We start from the raw sequence: 24,567 nt of genomic DNA on the forward strand, positions 1-24,567 counted from the left end.
TCAATTCCTTGCGAGGGGGTTGGCAGATTGGACCGTGCCACCGAAAAGCGGCTTGCCGATACCACGAGGATCAATGTCATCGAGATAGAAGTGCAACTGTCCGATCACGCCGACATGCGTCCCGCTTTGCCGATTGATCGGAATCAGCGCCTCAACACCCACCTGATACTTGTTGCCGACCCAGATGACGCCGGGATTGATGGTGCCTGTCGTCGTCGTGCCCGAGGTGAGCGTGTTCGCAATCGGTGTTTGCAGATTGGCTTCGACGAGCGGGATCAGGTGGTTGACGAACTCCGGCAGGCCGAGGTCCACGACGGCGGATTTCAGGTAAGGCATGCTGTACTGGATCGTTCCGCCCCAATTCAGCACGCGCGGATGAAATTCGGTATCGGCGGTCAAGTCGCCGGTATCGGGATCGATCCCGAACGTGGTCGTGAAATTCCTGGCAGGAATCGCGTAGCCGACCTGGCCGGTGACGGCGACAGGACGAAGCCAGGAAAACGTGTCCGGCAGGTCGCCAAAACCTTTGCCGAACCAGAGCATCGGCGAGTAGGTGTTGAAGGGATCGGCACCGACATTTTGCGCGCCTGTGCCGCCCCATTCGATGTTGAGGCCGACCGACATCACGAATTCATGCGCGGGATCTTTGAAGACCCGGTACTTGAACGTGGTCTCCAGGTTCTGAAATCCGTTGGCGCCGGGGACGGTCGGGTCCGTCGGATTGAGAAAGGTGTGGGTCGAGCCGAAGGAGATGGCAAAGTCCTCGGTGATCCGCTTGGAGAATTCGCCCGAGACGTCGTGCTGCCGAACGGGCGGGACATCGCCGGTCTTGAAGCTGTCGACCGTTGGAATGGACAGTTCATCGTTGACGCCGGGGTCATCGATGCCCAGCGTTGCCGGGAAGAACCGGTTGCCAACGATCTCGTGAGCAACGCTTCCCGAATGAGGGACGAGGGCGAGGGCGAGCCCCAGAAGGCCCGCACGCGTATGACAGATGGACATTTGAGAACCTCCGCGAGGCTGACGTGCGAATTCGGCGGCCGATTGACCGCCAGGCTCACGTCAGCTGCGGAGGCGCTCGTGCGCGGGCGTTGGATCTGCCGTGCGATGTTACCGCGGGTGCGGCCTGCTCATGCCACAGCACGGGTTCAGCGCGCCGGAGCGGATTCGCGGACGTGGGCTGCGGCGAATCAAGCGTCGCATTGGCCTGCGCCAGGCAGCAAATCGAACAGCTTCCCGCATGCGTCGCTGGCAGATTAGTTTGGCCTGCCGCGCCTGCGCCCGATGCATCGGTGCTGTGGCAGATCACCGCATTCTGAAGCGGATCGGCGACCGCAAGACCTGCGGCCCAGCAGGCGACAATCGGCGCCAGCACCTGCATCGCGAGAGCGAGCAGGACCAGGGGCAGGAATTTTTGCAGCCGCGCGCGCATTCGCCGAACCATTCGTTCGCCCAGCAACTAAACACCGGGCCGGGCCCGAGTCGAGGCCACTTCGCCAGCCTGCTTGCGCGATCACAAATTTCTCGAAAACTGTGTTCGGCGTGCGCGGCCGAAGGGTGACGACCCAGCATTTGAGGCAGATGCGAGGCAGCCCCATATCCACAGATTTCTTATATTTGTCATATGCTTAGGGGGCAAAAAAGCCCGATCATTTCGCCAACTGCTCGAATTTTGAACAATCGTTGCCGAAAATGATGACAAGTGAGAAAAGTTGATCTAGCATCTCTTTGCTCAGGCTGGCCGCGAGGTCGAAGTCTGGTGGTCCAAGTCTCGGGAGGAGCCCCTGGCGCGCAAAACGCAGCGTCGCCCCGTCAATCAAGATCAAATCTCAGATATCGGGGATAATAGGGTCGACACAATTTTTGAGCGGGGCTAGGGCCCCGCTCTCTTTTTTTGTGCGGGCACCCAACACGGATGAACGCTTCAGCCAATCCAATCGAGAGAAGCTTCGAGCTCGCAGCCATGCGCTGCGACGATCTGACACCACTCGTCTATCAGCGGCTGTTTGCCGAGCATCCCGAAACGCAGACGATGTTTCGCAAAGACGGCGGCGAGCTGGTCCGCGGGTCGATGCTCGCGCTCACGATCGAGGCGATCCTCGATTTCGCCGGCGAGCGCCGCGGACATTTCCGCATGATCCAATGCGAATTGTCCTCGCACGACGCCTACGGCACGCCCCAAGAGTTGTTCATCGCGTTCTTTCGCGTGATCCGTGATGTGCTGCGGGAGCTGCTGGGCAACGAGTGGTCCCCCGATACGGATGAGGCGTGGAAGAAACTACTCTCCGAGATCGCGGGCTTCGCCGGCAGCCCGGCCTAACTCTCTTTGCGTTGCACCAAGTCGCAGCGATGCTGTCGCGATTGCCGAGTGGGTAGCGTGAACTCTTCGATTGTGAGACACTGCCCGCCTTGGTAGCGCAAACAATGACGCTGCCAACGATAAAATCATGGGAGCGAGCGATGTCCGAGACGAAAGATTTCTCGACAACCAGGCGCGATCTTCTTCAGGCGGCAACGACCGCCGGCGCCGCGGCGGCCATCCTCGGCGGCATGGGGATTAACCCAGCATTTGCTGCCGAGATGGGACGTTCGGAGAAGCCGTTGAAGGCGGCATTCTCCAATGCAGGCCTGCAGGCCACCTGGTGCGCGCAAGGCAAGCAGGCTGCGGAATTCTGGGGCAAGCTGTTCAACGTCGAGGTGACCTGGTTCGACGGCCAGCTCGATGCGGTGAAGCAGCGCGCGGCCATCGACAACATGGCCTCGCAGAAGTGGGACTTCGTCGCGATCCAGGCCTTCGGCATCGGCACCCTCACCCAGCCCGTGCAGAAGATGATCGATGCCGGCACGCCCGTCATCGACATGGATACGCTTATTGCTCCTCTTGATCAGATCAACGTGCATTCCTTCCTGGCCCCCGACAACGAGTTCATGGGCGCTTCCGTCACGCAGGCGCTGTGCAACGCCATGGGCGGCAAGGGCAAGATCATCATGACGCAAGGCGCGCTCGGCCATACCGGCGCGCAAGGCCGTGCCAAGGGTTTCAACTCGGTCGTCAAGCAATTCCCCAACATCGAGGTGCTCGACACCCAGCCGGCCGATTGGGATGTCTCCAAGACCGCGCGCCTGTGGGAGACATATCTGACGAAATACCCGCAGATCGATGCGGCCTTCTTCCACAATGACGACATGGCGCTCGCGGCCGCCAACATCATGAAGGCGCACAACCGTACCAACATCCTGATCGGTGGCGTCGACGCGATGCCGCCCGCGATCCAGGCGGTGAGCGAGGGCCGGATGTTCGCGACCGTCCGCAATCCCTCCTGCCGCATCCATGGCGGCGCCATCGTTGCGGGCGTCGCCGCGGTGGTCGGCGGGGAAAAAAGCGGCCAGGGCATTCCGAAGAGCGTGGTGACGGATGGCCCGGTCGTGACCAAGGCGAATGCCGCCGGCATGCAGTGGATGGAGGATCACTTCCTGATCTGATTCCTCCATGCCCGAAGGCCGTTCGCCGATCCTGGAACTGCAGGGCATCACGAAGAGCTTTGGCGGCGTCGAAGCGCTTCGTGGTGTCGACTTCGCGCTGTACGCCGGCGAGATCCATGGTCTCGTCGGCGAGAACGGCGCCGGAAAAAGCACGCTGATGAAAATCATCGCCGGCGTGCACCCGGAATTCTCGGGCCGCTTCCTGATCGACGGGAAGGAGACCCGGTTCCGCTCGGCCCGCGACGCGCACGCGGCCGGCATCGCCATGGTGCATCAGGAGCTCAGCGTCGCGCCCGACCTGACGGTCGCCGAGAACGTTTTCCTCGGCAACCAGCCGACCAACCGGCTCGGGCTCGTACAATGGCGGCGCATGGCGCGCGAGGCCGGCGAGCAGCTCGCCCGCTTCGGCATCGACGTCGATCCGATGTCGCGGCTCGGCGACCTGCCGATCGGCCTGCAGCAGCTCATCGAGATCGCCCGCGTGCTTTTCTCCGGCGCGCGCATCGTCATCCTGGACGAGCCGACTTCCGCCCTCTCCCCGCCCGAGGTCGAGCGCCTCTTTGCGACGCTCCGCCGATTGCGCGAAGAGGGCACGGGCATCGTCTTCATCTCGCACTTCATCGAGGACATCTTGCGCGTGTCCGACACGGTAACCGTGTTCCGCAACGGTCGGAAGGTCGCCGAGACCGCGGCTAGCGCGACCACAAAGGGTGCGCTGATCGAAGCGATGATCGGCCGCGGTGGCGAGGCGCTCGAGCACAGCTACACCGACGACCTCATGTTGCCAGCCGCCAACGGGGGCTCAGTCGTCCTGAAGGTCGACCAGCTTTCGCTCGCGCGCAGCCTTCAGGACGTCTCGTTCGAGGCGCGTTCCGGCGAGGTGCTCGGCATCTACGGCTTCATGGGCTGCGGGCAGCAGGAGCTGTCGCGCATCCTGTTCGGCAAGCTGAAGCCGGACAGCGGCGCGCTGGTCGTCGACGGCGCGCCAAAGTCCTTTGCCTCGACCGCAGCCGCACGGCGCGCGGGCATCGCGCTCGTGCCCGAGAGCCGGCGTGCCATGCTGTTCCACCAGGAGCCAGTCTATAAGAACATCTCGATCAGCATTCTGGATCGCATTTCGGCCATGCTGCTCAAGCCGGCGCAGGAGCGCGACATCGCCCAGCGTCAGGTCGAGCAGTTGCAGATCAGGCCACCTGTCGTTGGCCTCGACCTCGGCATGCTCTCGGGCGGCAACCAGCAAAAGGTGGCCCTGGCGAAATGGCTGACCTATCCGCCGCGGCTCCTGGTGCTCTGCGAACCCACGCGCGGCATGGATGTCGGCGCCAAGAACGACGTCATCAACATCGTGCGCGACCTCCGGGCCAAAGGCCTTGCCATCATCGTGCTGTCGACGGAGCCGGAGACGGTGCTGTCGTTGGCCGACCGCATCCTCGTGCTCAAGCGCGGCGCGGTCGTGCGCGAATTCAAGAACGAGCCGGTCAGCAAAGACCGCCTTTTGGAGGCGGCGTGACGGAGAAACACAATGGCGAGCAGTGAAGCAGTTTCCGGAGCGGCCCGCCGGCCGCGCGGCATTGGCTCGTTCCTGCGCTCGCAGATGCGCAACATCGCGCCGTTCCTGACGCTGATCTTCCTGAGCCTGTTCTTCGCCTTCGCAAGCCCCTCCTTCGCCACGCTGGACAATCTCGGCAACATCCTCACCCAGGTCTCGGTGACCGGCGTGATCGCAGTCGGCCTCACCTTCGTGATCCTGTGCGCCGAGATTGACCTCTCGATTGCCAGCATTGCCAACGTCACGGGGATTGCGGTCGCCTATTTCACGATCCAGGAATCCTACGTCAACATCGCCAACGTCCCCCTCCCAGGCGCCGCCGCGATCCTGCTCGCGCTGCTGCTCTGTGCGGCTCTCGGGCTCGTCAACGCGCTGGGCCTGACCGTGATCGGCATCCCCTCCTTCATCATGACGCTCGCGATGATGCAGATCGCGGCCGGCATCTCTGCGCTGCTGGTGCGCGGCCAGATCGCCTACAAGGTGCCCGACCTGATCGCTACCCTTGGCTCAGGCTCGATCGGCGGCATTCCCTGGATCGTCATCGTCGCCGCGGTGATGCTGCTCGCCGGCCATCTGGTGCTGACCTACACGCGCTTCGGGCGCTACGTCTACATGGTCGGCGGCAATCGCGAGGCGGCCGAATATTCGGGCCTCAACGTCAAGCTGATCCTCGGCGTCGTGATGGTCATTTCGGCGGTCTGCTCAGGGATCGGCGGCATGCTCGGCGTCGCGCATTTCGGCAGCGCGCAGCAGAACGAGTTCGACACTTATCTGCTCGACTCCATCGCCGCCGTCGTGGTCGGCGGTACCAGCCTGTTCGGCGGCCGCGGCGGCATCGGCAACACCATCGTCGGCCTGTTCGTGCTGGGCGTGCTCAACAACGGCCTCGACCACGTCAACATCGACAGCTTCCTGAAGATCCTGATCCGCGGCCTGATCCTGCTGGCAGCGCTGATCATCAACGTCTACGCGCAGCGGCTGCGGGAGAAGGCGGCGGAGTAGATGGGCGCGATAGCCCTCACCTTCAAAATGTCGAAAACAACCCCATGCAAAGTAGCGGATGACGGTCGAGGCAGATTTCGTTTTTTACGAAATCATTTGACACGTCGGGCAAATCAGTGGCACGATGTCATCATGGCGCCGCGTATCCGAGACCGCAGCGTGGGCAAAGGCGCGCATTTCGCGCGCCGTGCCCACCACCTCTGTTGCACTCGCGGAAAGCTGGTGGGCACGGCGCAAGAGCGCCTTTGCCCACCCTACAACTGATCCTTCTGGCGGCGCTGATCATCAACGTCTATGCGCAGCGGCTGCGATGCTGAATAGCCCCAGCGGATCTGTGCGCGCGTCTCCCTGCTCATCGTCGTCCTGGCGCGAGCGGAAAGGAAGCGTCCAAAATGCTGGTTAGACCAGCTCAGATGGCCGATGCCGACCAAGCGATCGACGTCGTGCGACGGTCGATACAGGAACTATGCATCCTCGACCACCAGGGTGACCCAGCCACCCTGTCGATGTGGCTCAGCAACAGACGGCAGACAACATGCGGCGGTGGATCGGTGCTCACGCGGTCCTTGTGGCGATTGAAAGCGAGCGTATCGCAGGCGTTGCAGCCGTCCGGGCCGACGGTGGCGTTTTGCTGAACTACGTGGCACCCGAGACGAGGTTCAAGGGGACGAGCAAGTCTTTGATCCGTGAGATCGAGGTCTGGGCATCACATCATGGCCTCGAGCGGCTTACACTCGACAGCACGGTCACCGCACTTCGATTCTATCTATCGAACGGCTGGACCATGACCGGACCGCCGCAGCCTGGATTCGGAGTGACGACAAGACATCCGATGGGTAAGGCCGTGACAGTCGTACCTTAGCTATCTTGCGAAATCAGGCTGCCAACCGCGGACCTCGCGCGCTGCCTTGATCACCGCATCGATCGTCGCGAAAGACGACGCCTCCACCATCATCCTGCGCGCCAGCCGGAGGCTGCGCGCTTCGCAAATCGCGCGCAGCTTCTCGTCGGCGATCGCTTCGAAATCGAGATTATGCGCCAAGCCGAGAATGCGCCGGATGGTCTTCGCCGCGGCGAAGCCGACGGTGTCCTGGAACAGCCGCGCCATATGGGCCTGCCGTTCCGTGTCGAGCCGCGCTGCCCCCGCCTCGCCTGCGAACAGCGATACGGGATAGCCATCCCCCTTGGCGTCGCTTCGCCACAGTCCCAGGAACTTGCGCGCGAACTCGTTCCAGACACCCTCGATCGTTTCCAACACCCAGGCCTCGAACGCCGCCCGGTCGCCCGGCGAGCGCTCGTGCCCGGATGAGGCCAGATAAGCCATCAGGAGGTTCGCGATCACGGCCCCGACGTCGAATCCGACGGGGCCGTAGAACGCGAATTCGGGATCGATCACCTTGGTCTCGCTCTCCGTGACCATGATCGAACCGGTATGGAGATCGCCATGGATCAGCGCCTCCGGGCTCGCCATGAATTTCAGCTTCAGCCGGGAGATCGCGACATGCAGGTCAAAATCCTCGCGGAAGCTTGCGGCCGTCGCGTCGAGCCAAGGCGCGGTCCAGCGGTTCTGCTCCGCGATCCGGTAGGGATCCGTGAAGATCAGATCCTCGGTGATCTTGCAGAGCGCGTGGTTGCCGGCAAAGGCCGCGATGCCCTCCTTCTTCTCGGCGGCGGTGAGCGCGAGATCGGACGTGAAGAACAGTGTCTGCGCCATGAAGGTGGTGATGTCGTCGACGAAGCGCGAATATTGCGTGCCCGCGATCAGCCCCTTGCGCATGATGATGTGCGGCTCGAGCAGCTCCATTACTGTGAGCGCGAGCGCGTCGTTGTGATGCAGCACCGCCGGCACGAGCCCGGGCGCGAGTTGCGCCTGTCGGGTCAGCGCCAGATATTCGTAATGCGCGCGCGACAGCGGCAGCGGCCAGCTTTCCCCGACCAGGCGGACATAGGGCAGTGCCTGCTTCACGGCAACGCCGCCGCGCGCTCCCTTGACGATGAAGACGAGGTTGATGTTGCCGTCGCCGACTTCCGTGATCGACCAGTCGCCGGGCACGCCGCCCAGTACCGCGGTCAGCTTTGGACGACCCGCGAGATAGTCCCGCAGATCCGCCTCACGCAGAATCCGATAGTTCTCCGCCTGCGCCAGCGTCATGACGATTCCTGCCCATGATCCTGGCCGGATCGTCAGTCGCGCTCCAGGAAGCTCGAACCGATGTCGGCCTTTCTTTTGATCGGATCGTAATCGCAATAGACGCCGTCCGCCACCAGCGTGTAGCTCGCAATGACCGTATATTTGTCGAGCTTGACCGAGTTCAGGCCGGCGATCGCGGTGCTCTTGCCGCCGTTCCACTTGAACGGCGTCGAGCTCTGCGCCCGCTCGCAGGCCGCCACCGCCTCGTTGAAGACGTAGCCCTCGACGAAGGCCTTCATGGTGCGGACCTGCACGGCCATCTTCCACTCGAAATAGCCGATGGCGCCGAGGCCTGCGACGATCAATACCAAGAGCGCAACGACGATCCGCTGAAAAGTCATTCGTCCCCCAAACATGTTGCCACAGAAAAATCCAGGCCGCCTACCCACAATCGCATTGACGTAACGCGGTAAAGGCTACGTCCGCTCTGCTCCGTTAGCAACCAAGCTTGCCCGGCAGCGCAATATGTCGCGAAGGGCCATAAGCGGATTCATGCACCGCAGCAATGACGTTCTTATTCGATCACCTCGTCGGCACGGGCCAGCAGCGCCGGGGGCAGGATGAGGCCGAGCGCCTTCGCGGTCTTGAGGTTAATCACCAACTGGAATTTGGTCGGCTGCTGGACAGGGAGATCGGAAGGCTTCACCCCCTTTAGGATTTTGTCGACGTAGTCCGCAGCGCTTCTGTGAAGGTCTCGATCATCAAGGTCGTCGTAGGCCATCAGTCCGCCGTTCTCCGCAAACGCGGCGTAAGGATAAACTGCCGGCAAACCGTAGCGCGCAGCGAGTTCGGTGACTCGCGCCCGCGCGTCACGGAAGATGCTTTCGGCCGTGGTGAGAACTCCCTGTGCACCGACCCTGCTCCCAGCCTCGAACGCTACCGGAAGATCATCGGCTGTCTTAATGTCGATGACGTGCAACGTCACGCCTAGCGATGAAGCTGCTTCTTTCATAGCTTGGACTTGAAGCGGCGAGATAGGGTCAACGAGGTATGCCAGCACAAGCACGCGCGAAAGTTCGGGCACCGCCTCTTTCAGAAGCTCTAGACGCTTCGCCGCGAGCCCCGACGTCATTTGCGACATACCGGTGATGTTGCCTCCCGGGCGACCCAGGCTGGCGACGAGTTTTGTGCCGACCGGATCGCCAACCACCATCACGATCGGGATGGCAGTAGTTGCATCCTTCAGTGCACGAGCGCCGGGCGTTGTAGTCACTGCAATGATATCGGGCTTACGGTGGAGACATTCAGAAGCAAGTTCGGGATACCGATCACTCCGACCCTCAGGGTGCAGGTAGTCGATGGTGATGGTTTCTCCATTTACATAGCCAAGTTCGCGCAACCTCTCGAAGAACCCTTCGAAGCGCTTCGCCGGCGACTGTGGCGTGCCAGGGTCAAAGGTGAGAAAGCAGAGGCGAGGAATTCTCTTCAGCGATTGCGGCGCTGAAGAAAAGGGCCAGGCGAGCATCCCACCTGCGACCGCAATAAAGATCCGCCGCCGCATCTGAACTCTCCCATAGTGTCCAGGTCAGCAACCTATTGCGCCTGCGCGTTCGCGAGGGTCGCACCCTACCACATCGTCACAGCAATGCTTCATTCCGCATCACAGCAGACGAACTTGTTACGTCGGCAATGGGTCATTCGCTGCGGACCGAAAGCGGGCCCACGGCCCCCTAAGGCCGCAAGCCTCTGAAAGCAGACACGATCTGCGCGTCACAACACATGCTCGCTGCCCTCACAAACCGAGGAGTACGATCATGCTTGACGAAGACAGCCTCTCCACTAAGACTCGCCGCCCCCTGGAATAAGGGCAAGCTGATCGGAGCCAAACCTCCGCTGCGGCCAAGCCAAGTCTGGTCGATCCGAACACGGCTCCTGATCGAAAGACGAACCCCATGCTCGCGAAACAGCCAACGCGGACCTTATTCGATCCGGGCTATTCAAAGCGCAATGCCGCAATCGGATCGAGCCGCGCAGCCTTCTGCGCCGGATAGAGGCCGAACGAAATGCCGACAAAACCTGCGAATCCACAAGCCAACATGATGGCCCACGGACTGATGAGAACGGGCCAACCGGCATTCCATGCGATCGCGACGGCGGCGACGGCTCCCAGCACTGCTCCTGCGATCCCTCCGATCAATGAAAGTATCAAGGCTTCAATCAGGAACTGCCATCGGATATCACGGCGACTGGCGCCGACCGCCATGCGCAACCCGATTTCGCGGGTCCGTTCGGTCACCGAGACCAGCATGATGTTCATGATGCTGATGCCGCCAACGATCAGCGAAACTGCTGCCACTGCGATTAGCAGGATCCCGAGAGTTCGTACCGCAGCACCACGTGCGGTCAACAGGTCCGCGGGATTCTCGATCCTAAAATCGCTGGGAGCATCGCCGCGAATATGATGGCGCTGTCGTAGCAGGTCCTCGATGTTGCGTTCGATTTCGGGCCTGTCGCTCGCATTGGACATCTTGATCGAGACGAAATCCAGGGCTTCGCGGGTAGTGCCATGCACGGCACCGAGGACGCGGCTCTTTGCGGTCGAAAGAGGAATGAATACGACGTCGTCCTGACTGCGCCCGGCCGCGCCCAATCCTTTTCTGTCGAGAACGCCGATGACCGTGAAAGGCACGTTGCCAATTCGAAACACCTCTCCAACCCTCGCACGCCCATCAAATAGCTCATCGATGACCACCGACCCCACGATCGCGACTTTGGCGCCGGAGGTGGTCTCGTCGCCCGTAAATGATCGCCCCTCGATCACTCGCCATTCGCGGGCGACCAGATAATCGTTACTAATTCCAGCCACCAGCGTCACCCAGTTCCTATTGAGCGCGACGAGCGGCATCGAGCGCGACAGCAGAGGCGCGGCGACCTGCACGTCCACCAGTTCGCGGCGGATCGCCGCGGCGTCCTCTTCGGTGAGGGTAGGCTGTGTTCCAGACTCAAGCCTTGCTCCGCCGGCATTGCGCGCTCCGGGCAAGACCAGCAGGAGGTTGGCTCCCAAGGTACGGATCTTTTCCGAGACCTCAGCTTGTGCGCCCGCTCCCACCGACACCATGCAAACCACGGCCGCGACACCAACGATGATTCCAAGTGCGGTCAAGGCGCTGCGAAGCTTGTTCGAGCGAAGCGCTCGTGCCGCGATGCGCAGATCTTCCACGGGGCTCATGAGGGAGAACCCACGCCGATGGCGCTTGACGGCGCGCGTTTGCACGTTGCTCCATCGTCATCGACAATTCGTCCATCATGCATGGTGATCCGTCGCTGCGCACGACCGGCAACCTCAATGGCGTGCGTTACCACGATGAGGGTGCGACCGTCGCGATGCAGGTCGTCGAACAGAGATAGGATCTCCTCGCTCGTGGTGCTGTCCAGTGAACCCGTCGGCTCGTCAGCGAGGATAACAGCCGGATCGTTGACAATCGCGCGGGCGATCACAACCCTCTGCTGTTCTCCTCCTGAAAGTTGGTTCGGCCAACGATGACTATGGTCGGCCAAACCCACACGCGCGAGTGCGTCCATCGCCGTACGGCGGCGTCTCAGGCGCGGCGCGGAAGCGTAGACGAGGGGCAACTCGACATTTTCCAGCGCGGTCGCCCGCGGCAGAAGTGCCGGCAATTGGAACACGAAGCCGATGTCTCGGCTCCTGATGGACGCCCGCGTCGCCTCGCTCAGTTGCGCGACGTCGCATCCTTTCAAGGCGTACTCCCCGGAATCCGGCCGATCCAACAGACCTAGGAGGTTCATGAGGGTAGACTTCCCCGAACCCGAGCGGCCGCGGATCGCGACGAACTCTCCAACCGCAATTGAGAGCGATACGTTGGATACCGCAGCGATAACAACCTCTCCGGATAAGTATTGCTTCGAGAGACCAATGGTCCGGACCAGCGGCGACATCCTACAAATCCGATCTCAGAATTCGAGGCGAACCCCGAAGTAGCGCCTCGGGGTCTGCGTACTGGCAACCCCGATGATCAGCTGCCGGCCCTCGGCGAGCTGGCCTTCCAGGAGTTCGGCACCATTGTCGTCTGTCGCGCCGAGCTTGACAGCGATCGGACTGGGTTGCCCGTCATCGCCAACCGCCCAAACCGTCGCGAGTGCCTTTGAGGAAGCGGATTCGGCCTGACTCCGGCGAGGGGATCGAGAGCCGGCCTCCGCCGGCTGGAAACGCAGCGCGTGGCCGGGAATTTTGAGCACCTCTCCAGTATCGCTCACCACGATCCGAAGTTGTGCGGTCATACCCGGCAACAGCAGGAGCTCCGGATTTGGTGCGGAAACAATGGTCGTATAAGTGACGACGTTTTGCACGACGTCGGGAGACTTGCGGATCTGCAGAACCCGGCCGCTGAAGGTTCGATCAGGGAAAGAGTCCACTGTGAACTTGGCCGTCTGGCCCACTTTCAATTGCCCGACATCGGCCTCGTCAATCTTGCCATGCACCTCCATCTCATGCAGATCGTTCACGATCTTGAACAACGTCTTAGCTTCGAGGCTGACTGCAACCGTTTGTCCTGGATTGACATCCCGATTGATGATGATTCCGTCGATCGGCGCGCGCAGCACGGTACGATCAAGGTCGAGCTGCGCCTGATCGAGGGCCGCCTGCTTCTGCTCGACAACAGCCTGTGCATTCTCGAGATTGGCCTCGGCCATAAGCCGTTCTGCTTCCGCGATCGCAATGGCCTCGATCTTCATCTGGATCTGATCAAGGGAGGCGCGCAGGTCGGCGGCTCCCGCATCACGCAGGGCCCGCGCCTGGGTCAAGTCGCGCTCGGTTCCGGCTCCGGTACGCGCCAATGCCACCTTTCGCAGGAACTCCCTCTCGACCTCGTCCTGCCGCGCCTTATTCGCGGTGGATTGCTCCTCTGCCAGTTTTTCGGCAGTCTGCGCATTCGCGACCGCGACCTTCGCTCGTTCAAGTGCCGCCTTTTGTACCTCGGCAGTCGCTTTCGCCACTTTAAGGGCCGCTTTCGCTTCACTGACGCGAGCGGCAAAGAGTTCTGGATCGATTTGCGCGATCGGCTGCCCAGCCGTTACAGCATCGTTGAAACTAACGAACACTTTCGCGATTCGTCCCGACAGTTGCGAGCTGACATCGACGCTTACGACCGCCTCGATGGTGCCGCTCGCCTTGACCAAAGTAGCGATGCTGCCGCGTTCGACTGGGGCGGTGAGGAAGGTCGGGACCGAGGATTCGCGGCTATGGCTATAGGTGTACCCCAGCCCGACTATGAACCCGCAAAACAGAACGGCGACGGCGAAACGCATGTGTGGCTATCATCCTGATCACTAACCGCTTGAAGCAATCCCAAGAAGCGGATTGGTTCATTCAAGCCGAACATGTCCGCTAGACAGAGAAAGCTGCTACCTCCCAACGCCAGTCGATCCCGGGAAACAGTTCTCGAAGACCCCGGCGACCAATCGAGCCGACGGGGCCCCGCACTCAATGCCGAAACAGCCTCGCCCCTATGCATTCTGCGCTGTGTCGTGACCTGCCGCCTCCCGTGTCGGGCGGTGCCGCGCTTACGGCATTTGCTGGAAACAAGCGTTGTCGTACTGGGAGTTGGCTTTTGGATTGGCCCCTGAGTTTCCTGCGCCGGATCCAGCGTACACTTTGGTTGGCGTAGGGTTGCCTAGAGTAGGGAATGGGGAGTTGGTGTTGAGGCTGTCGACCTGACCCGGAGGACTAGCTTGCGCGCCACCGCACGATGCAACACCGGCACCACCTGTACCATTCTGGCCTTTGGTCCCTAAGACCCTATGGGCGTCCGTGGCGAAGACCGCCCCAGCCGAGGAAACCAGCAGGCAGGCGCCGATAAGAAGCGAAGTTGTCGGGTGTTTCATCTGGACACTCCCTTTCAAGGTTATGTTGCGCATTGGAAAAATCGCGCAGAGAGTTCCGACAGATAGTTCCAGCATATTATTGATCGTCCGCTGGTGGGACGTAGTCGCCGATAGCAAACACCAGACGGGCGCAGATCATCCGGAAACGATTCAAAGTTTTTTGGATCACGTCCTCTCCGGCGATTTCAAATGACAAAGGTGACAGATTCTGACAGCGAAGTTAGCGTGATTGTTAGGCGCCCGCGAAAGAACGCGAAGGGCCAGAAGGCGACATGGTCATCACATAACGGGATGCGACCGGAGGCGGCCTCCGCGATTCCATCTGGGAGCGGATATTTGGGTCAGGGTTTTGGTCTATATCGCGGCGGCGGTTCCGGCGTGGTGCATGTACCCACTGACGACACTCGGCAAGGCACATCATAGTGCAGTCTGCCCCCGCCGGGGGCGTTCCCATCGTTGGCCCGTTCCGTGGGCGTTGTGGGATCGACCACGGCATTCGTCTTAGGTGCCCTGGTTGTGGGAAGCTGTTGCGCGACAGCGAGCGACGACAAGGCAACCAGCGCGGTCGCCGTGAGCAACGCGGACCTCATGGCTTGTGTCCTCCGTAGTGCACTCAGACCATTGGGACACTAGTTACCACAAATTAAGACACGAGGCTCGGAATACGACAGCGCCGCTGCATTCAGAACCGATCATCACGTCCGTTGCTATCTCAAAGCGGCGGCGGTCGGGCTGTGGCTTCGCGCTAAACAGTCTGCGCTCTAGAACGGCATTCCCATCAATTTCGACAAGCGTTCGATCGAGAGGTATCCGGCATGATAGGCGGCCATGCCGAGGCCAAAGACGACCGCCGAGATCAGCGTGGTCCAGATCAGCTTGCTGCGCATTCCGGTCAGGATCGGCGCGCCGGGATCGGTGCCGGGGGCGCCGACGCCTTCCTCATGCTGGCTGCGCACGCCGAACGGCAGGGTCACGAACAGCGTGACCCACCAGAGTACGAAGTAGATCGCAAGCGCGGTGGAGATCTCGTAGGCCATGGCTCTGCCTTACGCCTGTTCGATCTCGACCAGCGCGCCGGAAAAGTCCTTCGGGTGCAGGAAGAGCACCGGCTTGCCATGCGCGCCGATCTTCGGCACGCCGTCGCCCAGCACCCGCGCGCCCTCCTTCACCAGCACGTCGCGCGAGGTGATGATGTCGACGACCTCGTAGCAGACGTGATGGATGCCGCCGTCGGCATTGCGTTCCAGAAACTTTGCGATCGGCGAGCCTTCGCCGTAGGGCTCGATGAACTCGATCTTGGTGTTGGGGAGCATCACGAACACGGTGGTCACGCCGTGCTCGGGTAGCGCCACGGCTTCGGAAATCTGCGCGCCGAACGCCGCGCCGTAGATCTTGGCGGCCTTCACGGCATCCTTGGTCGCGATCGCGACATGGTTAAGCCGGCCCAGCATGGTTCTCTCCCTCAGAGCATGATCCGGAAAAGTGTGAAGTGCTTTTCCGAAAAGACCATTCTCAAACTAGACTGTCAGTACATGTACCAGACAGGGGGGCTTTTTACCCCAATGTTCGTTGATCACGGCCCGCACCGCGCGTCGCACCGACTCAGCCAAAGCATCCGGGTCGCGGCGGCGCGCTTTCGGCAGGCCTTCGATCGTGGACATCACGGCATCGAAGACGAGGTCGTCAAACGCCTCGCCCGCCCTGTTCTTCTCGGGGATGCCGACGAGATCGACCTCGGGTTCGTCGACGAGCTCGCCCTGCTCCGTCATCGCGATGGCGACGAAAGCGCAACCGGAAAAGGCCATCCGCCGCCGCTCGACCACCGCGCGGGACTTGGAATCCTCCAGGATCGTGCCGTCCTTGTAGAGCCGCCCGGAAGGCACCTCGCCGACGATGCCGGGATCGCCCGGGCCGAGCTTCACCAGATCGCCATTGCGGCACACCAGCACCCGCGGCACACCGGCAGCGCGCGCGAGCTTGGCATGCTCGTGCAGATGCAGGGCCTCGCCATGCACGGGGACCAGGAGCTGCGGCTTGGTCCAGGCGATCATGTCGCGCAACTCGTCGCGGCGGGGATGGCCGGAGACGTGGACCAGATGGTCGCGGTCGGTGATGACCTCGACGCCCTGGAGCACCAGATTGTTGATGATCGAGCCGACCGCCTTCTCGTTGCCGGGGATGGTGCGCGAGGAGAAGATCACGCAGTCGCCGCGGTTCAGCGTGATCTCGGGATGATCGTCATTGGCGATGCGCGCCAGCGCGGCGCGTGGCTCACCCTGGCTGCCGGTGCACAGCGCGAGCACCTTGTCCTGCGGAAGATGGCCGTAGACCTCAGGCGAGCGGAAATTCTGCACGCCGTCGAGATAGCCGGTCTCGCGCGCGACCTGCACGACGCGGTCCATGGCGCGGCCGACCACGACGACCTCGCGGTCCGCGGCCTTGGCGGCGTCAGCCACCGCCTTGATGCGCGCGACGTTGGAGGCGAAGGTCGTCACGGCGACGCGGCCCTTGGCAGCCTTGACCAGATCGATGATGGTCCTGGCGACCTCGGCTTCCGAAGGCGAGCGGCCGTCGCGCACCGCATTGGTGGAATCGCCGATCAGGGCGAGCACGCCCTCCTCGCCCAGCTCGCGCAGCCGCCTTTCATCGGTCGGACTCCCCAAGGTCGGGCTCGGGTCGATCTTCCAGTCGCCGGTATGCAGCACCGTGCCGGCCTCGGTGTGGATCGCCAGCGCGTGCGCTTCCGGAATCGAATGCGCGACGGGAATGAACTCGACATTGAACGGGCCGACATCGACGCGCCCGCCGGACGGGACCACCGTCACCGGAATATTCGGTGCATTGCGCTCGGCCGCGCATTTGGCCTCAAACAGCGCCGCGCTGAATTTGGTGGCGTAGATCGGGCATTTAAGCTTGGGCCAGAGGTCGATGATGGCGCCGAAATGGTCCTCATGGGCGTGGGTCAGCACCAGCCCCATCAGGTTCTTGCGTTCCTTCTCCAGGAAGCTGATGTCGGGCATGATCAGGTCGATGCCCGGCAGGTGCTCCTCGTCGCCGAAGGAGACGCCGAGATCGACCGCGAGCCAGGCGCGCTGGTGGCGGTTGCCGAGGCCATAGATCGACAGGTTCATGCCGATCTCGCCGACGCCGCCGAGCGGCGCAAACACCAGTTCGTCAGGCCTTGCCATCACGCCGCTCCCATCGAGGCGGCCGTGCCGAAGAAGACCTCGCCTGCCGCCACCGGCACGCGCCGGCCGTCGGCGGTGCGGACGATCAGGCAGCCGCTGCCGTCGATCGTGTCGAAGATGCCTTCGAGCGTCGCGCTTCCGGTCTGGATCGCGACCTTCTCGCCAAGGCCGGCGGCGCGCTCCAGCCAGAGGCGGCGGATCTCCGCAAAGCCGCGGCCATCGTCCCAGATGCCCCGGAATTCAACCCAGGCGTCGGACAATGCCGTGAACAGCTCCTCCGCGCTGATACTGACGCCAAGGGCGGCCAGCGACACCGCGGGCGTCGGCGTGCCCTCAGGAGCCGCCACGACGTTGGTGCCGATGCCGACCACGACGGCAAGCCGGTCGCCGATGGCCTCGGCCTCGAGGCCGATGCCGACGAGCTTCTTGCCACCGGCAAGCACGTCGTTCGGCCATTTCAGGGTGTATCGGGGCCGGTCCGGACCCAGGCGAAGCGCGGCTTCGACGCTGACCCGCTCCAGCGCCGCCTCCTCGGCCAGCCCCGCCGCAAAGCCGAGCGTGGCGGCGACGGCCGGCGCGACGTCCATCACCTCGAGGATGCTGGCCGCCAGATTGCCGCGCGGCGCGATCCAGGCCCGCTGGCGGCGGCCACGTCCCGCCGTCTGCTCCGATGTCACGAACCAGATCGGGCCGCGCTCACCTAGGCGGGCGCGCTCCAGGGCTGCCGTATTGGTCGAGCCGATCTGGTCGAAGGCTGCGAGGCGGTAGCCCGCGGACGATGCGCGATGACCGAGCGCGAAGCCCATCCCTAAAACAGCGACTTTGCCGCTGCGCTGGCGACACTCACGACGGGTCCCGCAAACAGCGCAAACAGGATGGTGAACAGGCCCGCAACCGCCAGCACGGCCCGCACCTCGACGCGCACCGGATCGACCTGCCCGGAGGGCTCGTCGAAATACATCGTCTTGACGATGGTGAGGTAGTAGTAGGCGCCCACCACGCTCGTCAGCACGCCGATGACAGCGAGCGTGAACAAATTGGCCTTGATCGCGGCGACGAAGACGTACCATTTGGCGAAAAAGCCGGCGAGCGGCGGTACGCCGGCAAGCGAGAACAGCAGCATCGCGAAGAAGAAGGCAAGCAGCGGGTTGGTGCGCGAGAGGCCGGCGAAATCGCTGATCTGCTCGAGGGCCTGGCCGTTGCGCTTCATGGCGAGAATGACGGCGAATGAGCCGAGCGTCATCGCAACGTAGATCACGAGGTACATCAGCACGCCCTGCGCGCCCTCGACCGTGCCGGAGGCAAGGCCGACCAGCGCAAAGCCCATATGGCCGATCGAGGAATAGGCCATCAGGCGCTTGATGTTGGTCTGGCCGATCGCGGCAAAGGAGCCGAGCGCCATCGAGGCGATCGCCACGAACACCAGGATCTGCTGCCATTGCGAGACGATGCCGGGGAATGCGGTCAGCGTCGCGCGCGCGAAGACGGCCATGGCTGCGACCTTCGGCGCCGAGGCGAAGAAGGCGGTCACCGGCGTCGGCGCGCCCTCATAGACGTCGGGCGTCCACATGTGGAACGGCACGACCGAGACCTTGAAGCAGAGGCCGGCGAGCAGGAAGACGAGACCGAAGACCAGACCGACGCTGGCGGTCGTGGCCGATGCCGCGATGCCGGCAAAGCTGACCGTGCCGGTGAAACCGTAGATCAGCGAGGCGCCGTACAGGAGCATGCCCGAGGACAACGCACCCAGCACGAAATACTTCAGGCCCGCTTCATTGGACTTGGCATTGTCGCGGTTGCTGGCCGCGACGACGTAGAGCGCCAGCGACATCAGCTCGAGGCCTAGATAGAGCGAGATCAGGTCGCCGGCCGAGATCAGCACCATCATGCCGAGGGTGGAGAGCAGGACGAGGATCGAATATTCGAAGATGCGGCGCGACGGATCGGACAAAAACTCCGTCGACAGGATCAGCGTCACCGCCGAGCCGATCAGCGCCAGGATCTTCAGGAAGCGCGCGAAGTCGTCGACGATGAAGCTGCCGCCGAAGGTCACCAGCTTGCCCGCGGGCAGCAGGAGCACCAGCACGCCGGTTGCGACCAGGAGCAGAACGGCGAGCGTCGTGATCGCCTTCGTGGTCCCCTGCCCGCGATACGCACCCAGCATCAGGAGCGCCATGCTGCCGACCGCGAGCACGAGCTCGGGCACGACCGGCGCCAGTTGATAACCTGCTGTCTCAAAGCTCATGGCGATATCCTGACCTGCCCGCTCACTGGAGCAGTGCGGCGGCCTTCACGGCCGTCACCGCGGTGTTGTAATTGTTGACGAGTTGCTGGACCGAGGCGGCCGACATATCGAGGACCGGCTTCGGATAGACGCCGAACAGGATCGTCAGAGCGATCAGCGGGAACAGCGTCAGGCACTCCCGGAAGGTGAGGTCCTTGATGGTCGTCAGCGACGGCTTCACCAGCGCCCCGAACACGACCTTGCGGTAGAGCCAGAGGGCATAGCATGCCGACAGGATCACGCCCGTCGTGGCGAAGAACGCGGTCGGGAGCGAGACCTTGAAGGTGCCGAGCAGTGTCATGAACTCGCCGACGAAGCCAGAGGTGCCGGGCAGACCGACATTGGCCATGGTGAAGACCATGAAGGTCAGCGCGTAGAGCGGCATCCGGTTGACGAGGCCGCCATAGGCCGCGATCTCGCGGGTGTGCATGCGGTCGTAGACGACGCCGACGCAGAGGAACAGCGCGCCGGAGACGATGCCGTGCGAGATCATCTGGAACACGCCGCCGGCGACACCCTGCATGGTGCCCGCGAAAATGCCCATGGTGACGAAGCCCATATGCGCGACCGAGGAGTACGCGATCAGCTTCTTCATGTCCTCCTGCATCATCGCCACCAGCGAGGTGTAGACGATGGCGATGGTCGAGAGCGTGAAGATCAGCGGCGCGAAGTCGTGCGACGCCAGCGGGAACATCGGCAGCGAGAAGCGCAGGAAGCCGTAGCCCCCCATCTTCAGCAGGATCGCCGCCAGGATCACCGAGCCCGCGGTCGGCGCCTCGACGTGCGCATCGGGCAGCCAGGTGTGCACCGGCCACATCGGCATCTTCACCGCGAAGGAGGCGAAGAAGGCCAGCCACGCCCAGGTCTGCAACGACCGCGGCACGGCGGTGTGCATCAGGGTCGGGATGTCGGTGGTGCTGCCGTTCCAGTACAGCGCCATGATGGCGAGCAGCATTAGCACCGAGCCGAGGAACGTGTAGAGGAAGAACTTGAACGAGGCATAGACCCGACGCGGACCACCCCAGATGCCGATGATCAGGAACATCGGGATCAGGCCGCCCTCGAAGAACAAATAGAACAGCACGAGATCGAGCGCCGAGAAGGTGCCGATCATCAGCGTTTCCAGGATCAGGAACGCCATCATGTATTCGCGCACCCGGGTCTGGATCGCCGTCCAGCTCGCGATGATGCAGAATGGCATCAAGGCCGTGGTCAGGATCACGAACGGCAGGGAGATGCCGTCAACACCCATGTGATAAGTGATGCCGACCGCGAGCCAATTGGCCTTCTCGACGAACTGGAAATCCGCGACCGACGGATCGAAGCGCACGACCAGGAGCAGCGACACCGCAAAGGTGATCAGCGTGGTCCACAGCGCAATCCAGCGCGCATTGCGCCGCGCCGCCTCGTCGTCGCCGCGAACGGCGTAGACGAGCAGCGCGCCGACGAGCGGCAGGAAGGTGGTGACGGAAAGGATGGGCCAGGTTGTCATTTACTGGCCTCCAAAGCCGAACATGAACCAGGTGATCAGGCCGGCGACGCCGATCAGCATGGCGAATGCATAGTGATAGAGATAGCCGGTCTGGATCTTCACGACGTTGCGGGTGATATCCAGGACTCGCTTCGAGACGCCGTCGGGGCCCAAGCCGTCGATGATGGCCCCGTCGCCCTTCTTCCAGAGCTGATAGCCGATCCACTTCGCCGGGCGGACGAAGATGACGTCGTACAGCTCGTCGAAATACCACTTGTTGAGCAGGAACTGGTACAGCATCGGCTGGGTTCTTGCGAGCTCGACCGGCAGATAGGTCCAGCGAATGTAGAACAGGTAGGACACCAGGAAGCCGCCCACCATCATCACGAAGGGCAGCCATCCCAGCAGGGGCGGCATGTGCTCCATGTCCTCGAGAATATGCGGGTTCATTTTCACGGATTCACGGAAGAACTCCTCCACGCCGTGAGGTCCGGTGAAGATCTCCTTGAACGGGAAGCCGGAGAGGATCGAGCCGGCAGCGAGCACACCGATCGGAACCAGCATCCACATCGGGCTCTCATGTGCCGCCTCGTAGTGCTTCTCGTCGTGCGGCTCGCCGAAGAAGGTCTTGAACACCAGGCGCCAGGAATAGAACGAAGTCAGGCCGGCGGCCCCGATGGTCAGCAGGTAGGCGTAGGTCGAGAACGGATTATGCGAGGCATAAGCCGACTCGATGATCGCATCCTTGGAGAAGTAACCGGCGAACAGCGGGAAGCCGGTCAGCGCCAGCGTGCCGACGGTCATCACCGCGAACGTATAGGGGATCTTGCGCCACAAGCCGCCCATGTTGCGGATGTCCTGCTCGTGATGCATCGCGTAGATCACCGAGCCGCTCCCCAAGAACAACAGCGCCTTGAAGAAGGCGTGGGTGAACAGGTGGAACATGCCGACCGAATAGGCCCCTGCCCCCATCGCCACGAACATGTAGCCGAGCTGGGAACAGGTCGAGTAGGCGACGATGCGCTTGATGTCGTTCTGAACGAGGCCGACGGTCGCGGCGAAGAACGCCGTGGTCGCGCCGAAGAACATCACGACGGCCTGCGCGTTCGGCGCGAGTTCGAACAGCGGTGACAGCCGCGCCACCATGAAGACGCCCGCGGTCACCATGGTCGCGGCGTGGATCAGCGCCGAGACCGGGGTCGGGCCTTCCATCGCGTCCGGCAACCAGGTGTGCAGCAGGAACTGCGCCGACTTGCCCATCGCGCCCATGAACAGCAGCACGCAGGCGAATGTCAGGGCATCGGCTTGCCAGCCGAAGAAGTTGATGGTCTTGCCGGTGAGGCCGGGGGCCGCGTGGAAGATCGTCTCGAAATCGGTCGAGCCGACCAGCGCGAACACCGCAAAGATGCCGAGCGCGAAGCCGAAGTCGCCGACGCGGTTGACGACGAAGGCCTTGATCGCCGCCGCGTTCGCCGACGGCTTCTGGTACCAGAAACCGATCAGCAGATAGCTGGCCAGACCCACGCCTTCCCAGCCGAAGAACAGCTGCACGAGGTTATCGGCCGTCACCAGCATCAGCATGGCGAAGGTGAACAAAGAGAGATAGCCGAAGAAGCGCGGCCGGTACGGATCCTCGTCCATGTAGCCGATGGAATAGAGGTGCACGAGCGATGACACGGTGTTGACCACCACCAGCATCACGGCCGTGAGCGTGTCGACCCGCAGCGCCCAGTAGACTTGGAGGTCGCCGGAGAGGATCCAGGGCAGCAGCGGAATCCGCGCGTCGTGGTGCATGAAGCCGACGTCGACCAGCGTGAACCAGGACAGGGCCGCCGAGACGAACAGCAGCGCCGTCGTGATCAGCTCAGCCGCGCGCGAGCCCGCCGCCGGCGGCTCGGAGACGTGGTGGTCGTCGTGGCCATGATCGTCGTGGGCATGATCATCATGGGCGGCCGTCGCATGGGCGTCGCCATGACCGTGATCGTCGCCGTGATGCTCGACCGTATCGCCGCTGGGGTTGCGGCCATGCGCGCCGAAAATGGCGATCAGGCCGGCGAGAATGGCGCCCAGCAGAGGCAGAAAGACAATTGCCTGAACCATAGCTGGGTTAACCCTTCATCAGATTGACGTCCTCAACCGCGATCGAGCCGCGGTTGCGGAAATAGACCACCAGGATGGCGAGACCGATCGCGGCTTCCGCAGCCGCGACCGTCAACACCAGCAGCGCGAAGACCTGGCCGACGATGTCGCCGAGGAAGGTCGAGAACGCCACGAAGTTGATGTTGACCGCGAGCAGGATCAGCTCGATCGACATCAGGATGACGATGATGTTCTTGCGGTTCAGGAAGATGCCGAGGATGCCGAGCGTGAACAGGATCGCGCCGACGGCAAGATAGTGTCCGAGCCCGATCGTCATTTCACCCACTCCGCCGCATCGGCATCCTGGAGTCCCTGCCCCGGTGCCACCTTGCGCAGCGCCATCGCCATGTCGGGCGTGCGCGCGTTCTGAACGTTGATGTCCTGCCGCTTGACGGACGCCTTGTGGCGCAACGTCAGCACGATGGCGCCGATCATCGCGACCAGCAGCACCATGCCAGCGAGCTGGAAGTAATGGATGTACTTCGTATAGAGCACGAGCCCGAGCGCCTCGGTGTTGGAGACGTTGGCGGGGATCGCCGCCGTGATCGTCTTGGTCACGGTCGGGTTGATCACCCAAGCGCCGACGACCAGCAACAGCTCGAACATGAAGATGCCGCCGATCACGAGACCAACCGGCAGGTACTCGATGAAGCCCTCGCGCAGCTCGAGGAAGTCGACGTCGAGCATCATGATCACGAACAGGAACAGCACCGCGACCGCGCCGACATAGACGACGATCAGGATCATCGCCAGGAACTCGGCGCCCATCAGCACGAACAGGCCGGAGGCGTTGACGAAGGCCAGGATCAGGTACAGCACGGAGTGCACGGGATTGCGCGAGACAATCACCATCACCGCCGAGGCGACGCAGATGCCGGCGAACAGATAGAAAAACAGCGCGGGAAGGATCATGCCCTCACCTCACCGGTACGGCGCGTCGAGCTCGATCGCTTTCGCGATCTCGCGTTCCCAGCGATCGCCATTGGCGAGCAGCTTGGCCTTGTCATAGAACAGTTCCTCGCGGGTCTCGGTCGCGAACTCGAAGTTCGGGCCTTCGACGATTGCGTCGACCGGGCAGGCCTCCTGGCACAGGCCGCAATAGATGCACTTCACCATGTCAATGTCGTAGCGCACGGTGCGGCGGGTACCGTCGTTGCGGCGCGGGCCGGCCTCGATGGTGATGGCCTGCGCCGGGCAGACCGCCTCGCACAGCTTGCAGGCAATGCAGCGCTCTTCGCCGTTCGGATAGCGGCGCAGCGCGTGCTCGCCGCGGAAGCGTGGCGAGATCGGGCCCTTCTCGAAGGGATAGTTCAGCGTCGGCTTCGGCTGGAAGAAGTAGCGCATGGCGAGGAAGAACGCCGAGACGAATTCCGACAGCAGAAGCGAACGCGCGGTGGCGTTGATGTTGATACCCAT

At 62.6% G+C, this 24,567-nt stretch carries 26 protein-coding genes; 6 read left to right on the top strand and 20 right to left on the bottom strand.

Features of this window, described 5'->3' with window-relative positions:
- The 3 genes from NLM33_RS08035 to NLM33_RS08045 form a co-directional block, all read right to left on the bottom strand.
- The gene (locus NLM33_RS08035) at window positions 1–1,002 is read right to left on the bottom strand and encodes a hypothetical protein (RefSeq protein ID WP_254095556.1); all 1,002 of its coding nucleotides are present in this window, start codon (window positions 1,000–1,002) and stop codon (window positions 1–3) included.
- A gap of 55 nt (window positions 1,003–1,057) precedes the next feature.
- Window positions 1,058–1,432, bottom strand: coding sequence for a DUF2946 family protein (locus NLM33_RS08040; RefSeq protein ID WP_254095557.1), 375 nt, complete (start codon window positions 1,430–1,432; stop codon window positions 1,058–1,060).
- A 217-nt stretch (window positions 1,433–1,649) separates the two neighbouring features.
- Window positions 1,650–1,826 carry a hypothetical protein gene (locus NLM33_RS08045; protein ID WP_254095558.1) on the bottom strand — a complete coding sequence of 59 codons (177 nt, stop codon included), beginning with the start codon at window positions 1,824–1,826 and terminating at the stop codon, window positions 1,650–1,652.
- An 89-nt stretch (window positions 1,827–1,915) separates the two neighbouring features.
- Between NLM33_RS08045 and NLM33_RS08050 the strand changes: the two genes are divergently transcribed.
- The 4 genes from NLM33_RS08050 (at window position 1,916) to NLM33_RS08065 (ending at window position 6,034) form a co-directional block, all read left to right on the top strand.
- Window positions 1,916–2,320 carry a globin gene (locus NLM33_RS08050; protein WP_254095559.1) on the top strand — a complete coding sequence of 135 codons (405 nt, stop codon included), beginning with the start codon at window positions 1,916–1,918 and terminating at the stop codon, window positions 2,318–2,320.
- A gap of 140 nt (window positions 2,321–2,460) precedes the next feature.
- Window positions 2,461–3,483 carry a sugar ABC transporter substrate-binding protein gene (locus tag NLM33_RS08055; protein WP_254095560.1) on the top strand — a complete coding sequence of 341 codons (1,023 nt, stop codon included), beginning with the start codon at window positions 2,461–2,463 and terminating at the stop codon, window positions 3,481–3,483.
- Between the two features lie 7 nt (window positions 3,484–3,490).
- Window positions 3,491–4,993: a sugar ABC transporter ATP-binding protein gene (locus NLM33_RS08060; RefSeq protein ID WP_254095561.1), complete on the top strand. Its 1,503-nt coding sequence runs from the start codon at window positions 3,491–3,493 to the stop codon at window positions 4,991–4,993.
- A gap of 12 nt (window positions 4,994–5,005) precedes the next feature.
- Window positions 5,006–6,034: an ABC transporter permease gene (locus NLM33_RS08065; RefSeq protein ID WP_254095562.1), complete on the top strand. Its 1,029-nt coding sequence runs from the start codon at window positions 5,006–5,008 to the stop codon at window positions 6,032–6,034.
- Between the two features lie 254 nt (window positions 6,035–6,288).
- Here the strand turns inward: NLM33_RS08065 and NLM33_RS08070 are convergent, their stop codons facing one another.
- Complete coding sequence (locus tag NLM33_RS08070; RefSeq protein WP_254095563.1) at window positions 6,289–6,465, bottom strand: hypothetical protein; 177 nt, start codon at window positions 6,463–6,465, stop codon at window positions 6,289–6,291.
- A 104-nt stretch (window positions 6,466–6,569) separates the two neighbouring features.
- On the opposite strand from NLM33_RS08070, the gene NLM33_RS49585 reads away from it, so the two are divergent.
- Window positions 6,570–6,896 carry a GNAT family N-acetyltransferase gene (locus NLM33_RS49585; RefSeq protein WP_371929918.1) on the top strand — a complete coding sequence of 109 codons (327 nt, stop codon included), beginning with the start codon at window positions 6,570–6,572 and terminating at the stop codon, window positions 6,894–6,896.
- Here NLM33_RS49585 and mtnK read toward each other — a convergent pair whose 3' ends face one another.
- The 6 genes from mtnK to NLM33_RS08100 form a co-directional block, all read right to left on the bottom strand.
- A complete protein-coding gene (gene mtnK, locus NLM33_RS08075; RefSeq protein ID WP_254095564.1) occupies window positions 6,897–8,186 on the bottom strand; it encodes an S-methyl-5-thioribose kinase in 1,290 nt (429 codons plus the stop codon).
- A gap of 32 nt (window positions 8,187–8,218) precedes the next feature.
- The gene (locus NLM33_RS08080; protein ID WP_254095565.1) at window positions 8,219–8,566 is read right to left on the bottom strand and encodes a hypothetical protein; all 348 of its coding nucleotides are present in this window, start codon (window positions 8,564–8,566) and stop codon (window positions 8,219–8,221) included.
- A 173-nt stretch (window positions 8,567–8,739) separates the two neighbouring features.
- Window positions 8,740–9,726 (bottom strand): ABC transporter substrate-binding protein, encoded by a 987-nt coding sequence (locus NLM33_RS08085; RefSeq protein WP_254095566.1) that lies wholly within the window; start codon window positions 9,724–9,726, stop codon window positions 8,740–8,742.
- Between the two features lie 432 nt (window positions 9,727–10,158).
- A complete protein-coding gene (locus NLM33_RS08090; protein ID WP_254095567.1) occupies window positions 10,159–11,394 on the bottom strand; it encodes an ABC transporter permease in 1,236 nt (411 codons plus the stop codon).
- Entirely contained in the window at window positions 11,391–12,122 is a 732-nt protein-coding gene (locus NLM33_RS08095) for an ABC transporter ATP-binding protein (protein ID WP_254095568.1), read from the bottom strand. The genes NLM33_RS08090 and NLM33_RS08095 overlap by 4 nt, the downstream gene beginning before the upstream one ends.
- Window positions 12,123–12,137: 15 nt before the next feature.
- Window positions 12,138–13,493 (bottom strand): efflux RND transporter periplasmic adaptor subunit, encoded by a 1,356-nt coding sequence (locus tag NLM33_RS08100; protein ID WP_254095569.1) that lies wholly within the window; start codon window positions 13,491–13,493, stop codon window positions 12,138–12,140.
- A gap of 502 nt (window positions 13,494–13,995) precedes the next feature.
- Between NLM33_RS08100 and NLM33_RS08105 the strand changes: the two genes are divergently transcribed.
- Window positions 13,996–14,262: a hypothetical protein gene (locus NLM33_RS08105; RefSeq protein WP_254095570.1), complete on the top strand. Its 267-nt coding sequence runs from the start codon at window positions 13,996–13,998 to the stop codon at window positions 14,260–14,262.
- Between the two features lie 568 nt (window positions 14,263–14,830).
- Here NLM33_RS08105 and NLM33_RS08110 read toward each other — a convergent pair.
- The 10 genes from NLM33_RS08110 to nuoI all read right to left on the bottom strand — a co-directional run bounded on the left by NLM33_RS08110 (window position 14,831) and on the right by nuoI (window position 24,561).
- Window positions 14,831–15,106, bottom strand: a complete 276-nt coding sequence (locus NLM33_RS08110) for a DUF1467 family protein (RefSeq protein WP_254095571.1) — start codon at window positions 15,104–15,106, stop codon at window positions 14,831–14,833.
- A gap of 9 nt (window positions 15,107–15,115) precedes the next feature.
- Window positions 15,116–15,520: a methylmalonyl-CoA epimerase gene (gene mce / locus NLM33_RS08115; protein WP_254095572.1), complete on the bottom strand. Its 405-nt coding sequence runs from the start codon at window positions 15,518–15,520 to the stop codon at window positions 15,116–15,118.
- A 66-nt stretch (window positions 15,521–15,586) separates the two neighbouring features.
- Entirely contained in the window at window positions 15,587–17,257 is a 1,671-nt protein-coding gene (locus NLM33_RS08120; protein ID WP_254095573.1) for a ribonuclease J, read from the bottom strand.
- Window positions 17,257–18,063: a biotin--[acetyl-CoA-carboxylase] ligase gene (locus NLM33_RS08125; RefSeq protein WP_254095574.1), complete on the bottom strand. Its 807-nt coding sequence runs from the start codon at window positions 18,061–18,063 to the stop codon at window positions 17,257–17,259. Before NLM33_RS08125 ends, NLM33_RS08120 begins: the two co-directional genes overlap by 1 nt.
- Before the next feature lie 2 nt (window positions 18,064–18,065).
- The gene (gene nuoN, locus NLM33_RS08130) at window positions 18,066–19,502 is read right to left on the bottom strand and encodes an NADH-quinone oxidoreductase subunit NuoN (protein WP_254095575.1); all 1,437 of its coding nucleotides are present in this window, start codon (window positions 19,500–19,502) and stop codon (window positions 18,066–18,068) included.
- A gap of 22 nt (window positions 19,503–19,524) precedes the next feature.
- Window positions 19,525–21,033 (bottom strand): NADH-quinone oxidoreductase subunit M, encoded by a 1,509-nt coding sequence (locus tag NLM33_RS08135; protein ID WP_254095576.1) that lies wholly within the window; start codon window positions 21,031–21,033, stop codon window positions 19,525–19,527.
- On the bottom strand, window positions 21,034–23,112 hold the full coding sequence (gene nuoL / locus NLM33_RS08140) for an NADH-quinone oxidoreductase subunit L (protein WP_254095577.1): 2,079 nt from the start codon (window positions 23,110–23,112) through the stop codon (window positions 21,034–21,036).
- A 7-nt stretch (window positions 23,113–23,119) separates the two neighbouring features.
- Window positions 23,120–23,428: an NADH-quinone oxidoreductase subunit NuoK gene (gene nuoK, locus NLM33_RS08145; protein WP_254095578.1), complete on the bottom strand. Its 309-nt coding sequence runs from the start codon at window positions 23,426–23,428 to the stop codon at window positions 23,120–23,122.
- On the bottom strand, window positions 23,425–24,063 hold the full coding sequence (locus NLM33_RS08150) for an NADH-quinone oxidoreductase subunit J (protein WP_254095579.1): 639 nt from the start codon (window positions 24,061–24,063) through the stop codon (window positions 23,425–23,427). Before NLM33_RS08150 ends, nuoK begins: the two co-directional genes overlap by 4 nt.
- Before the next feature lie 9 nt (window positions 24,064–24,072).
- Entirely contained in the window at window positions 24,073–24,561 is a 489-nt protein-coding gene (gene nuoI, locus NLM33_RS08155; RefSeq protein WP_026232873.1) for an NADH-quinone oxidoreductase subunit NuoI, read from the bottom strand.
- Window positions 24,562–24,567 lie beyond the last annotated feature (6 nt).

The organism is Bradyrhizobium sp. CCGUVB1N3, from assembly GCF_024199925.1.
Lineage (GTDB): Bacteria > Pseudomonadota > Alphaproteobacteria > Rhizobiales > Xanthobacteraceae > Bradyrhizobium.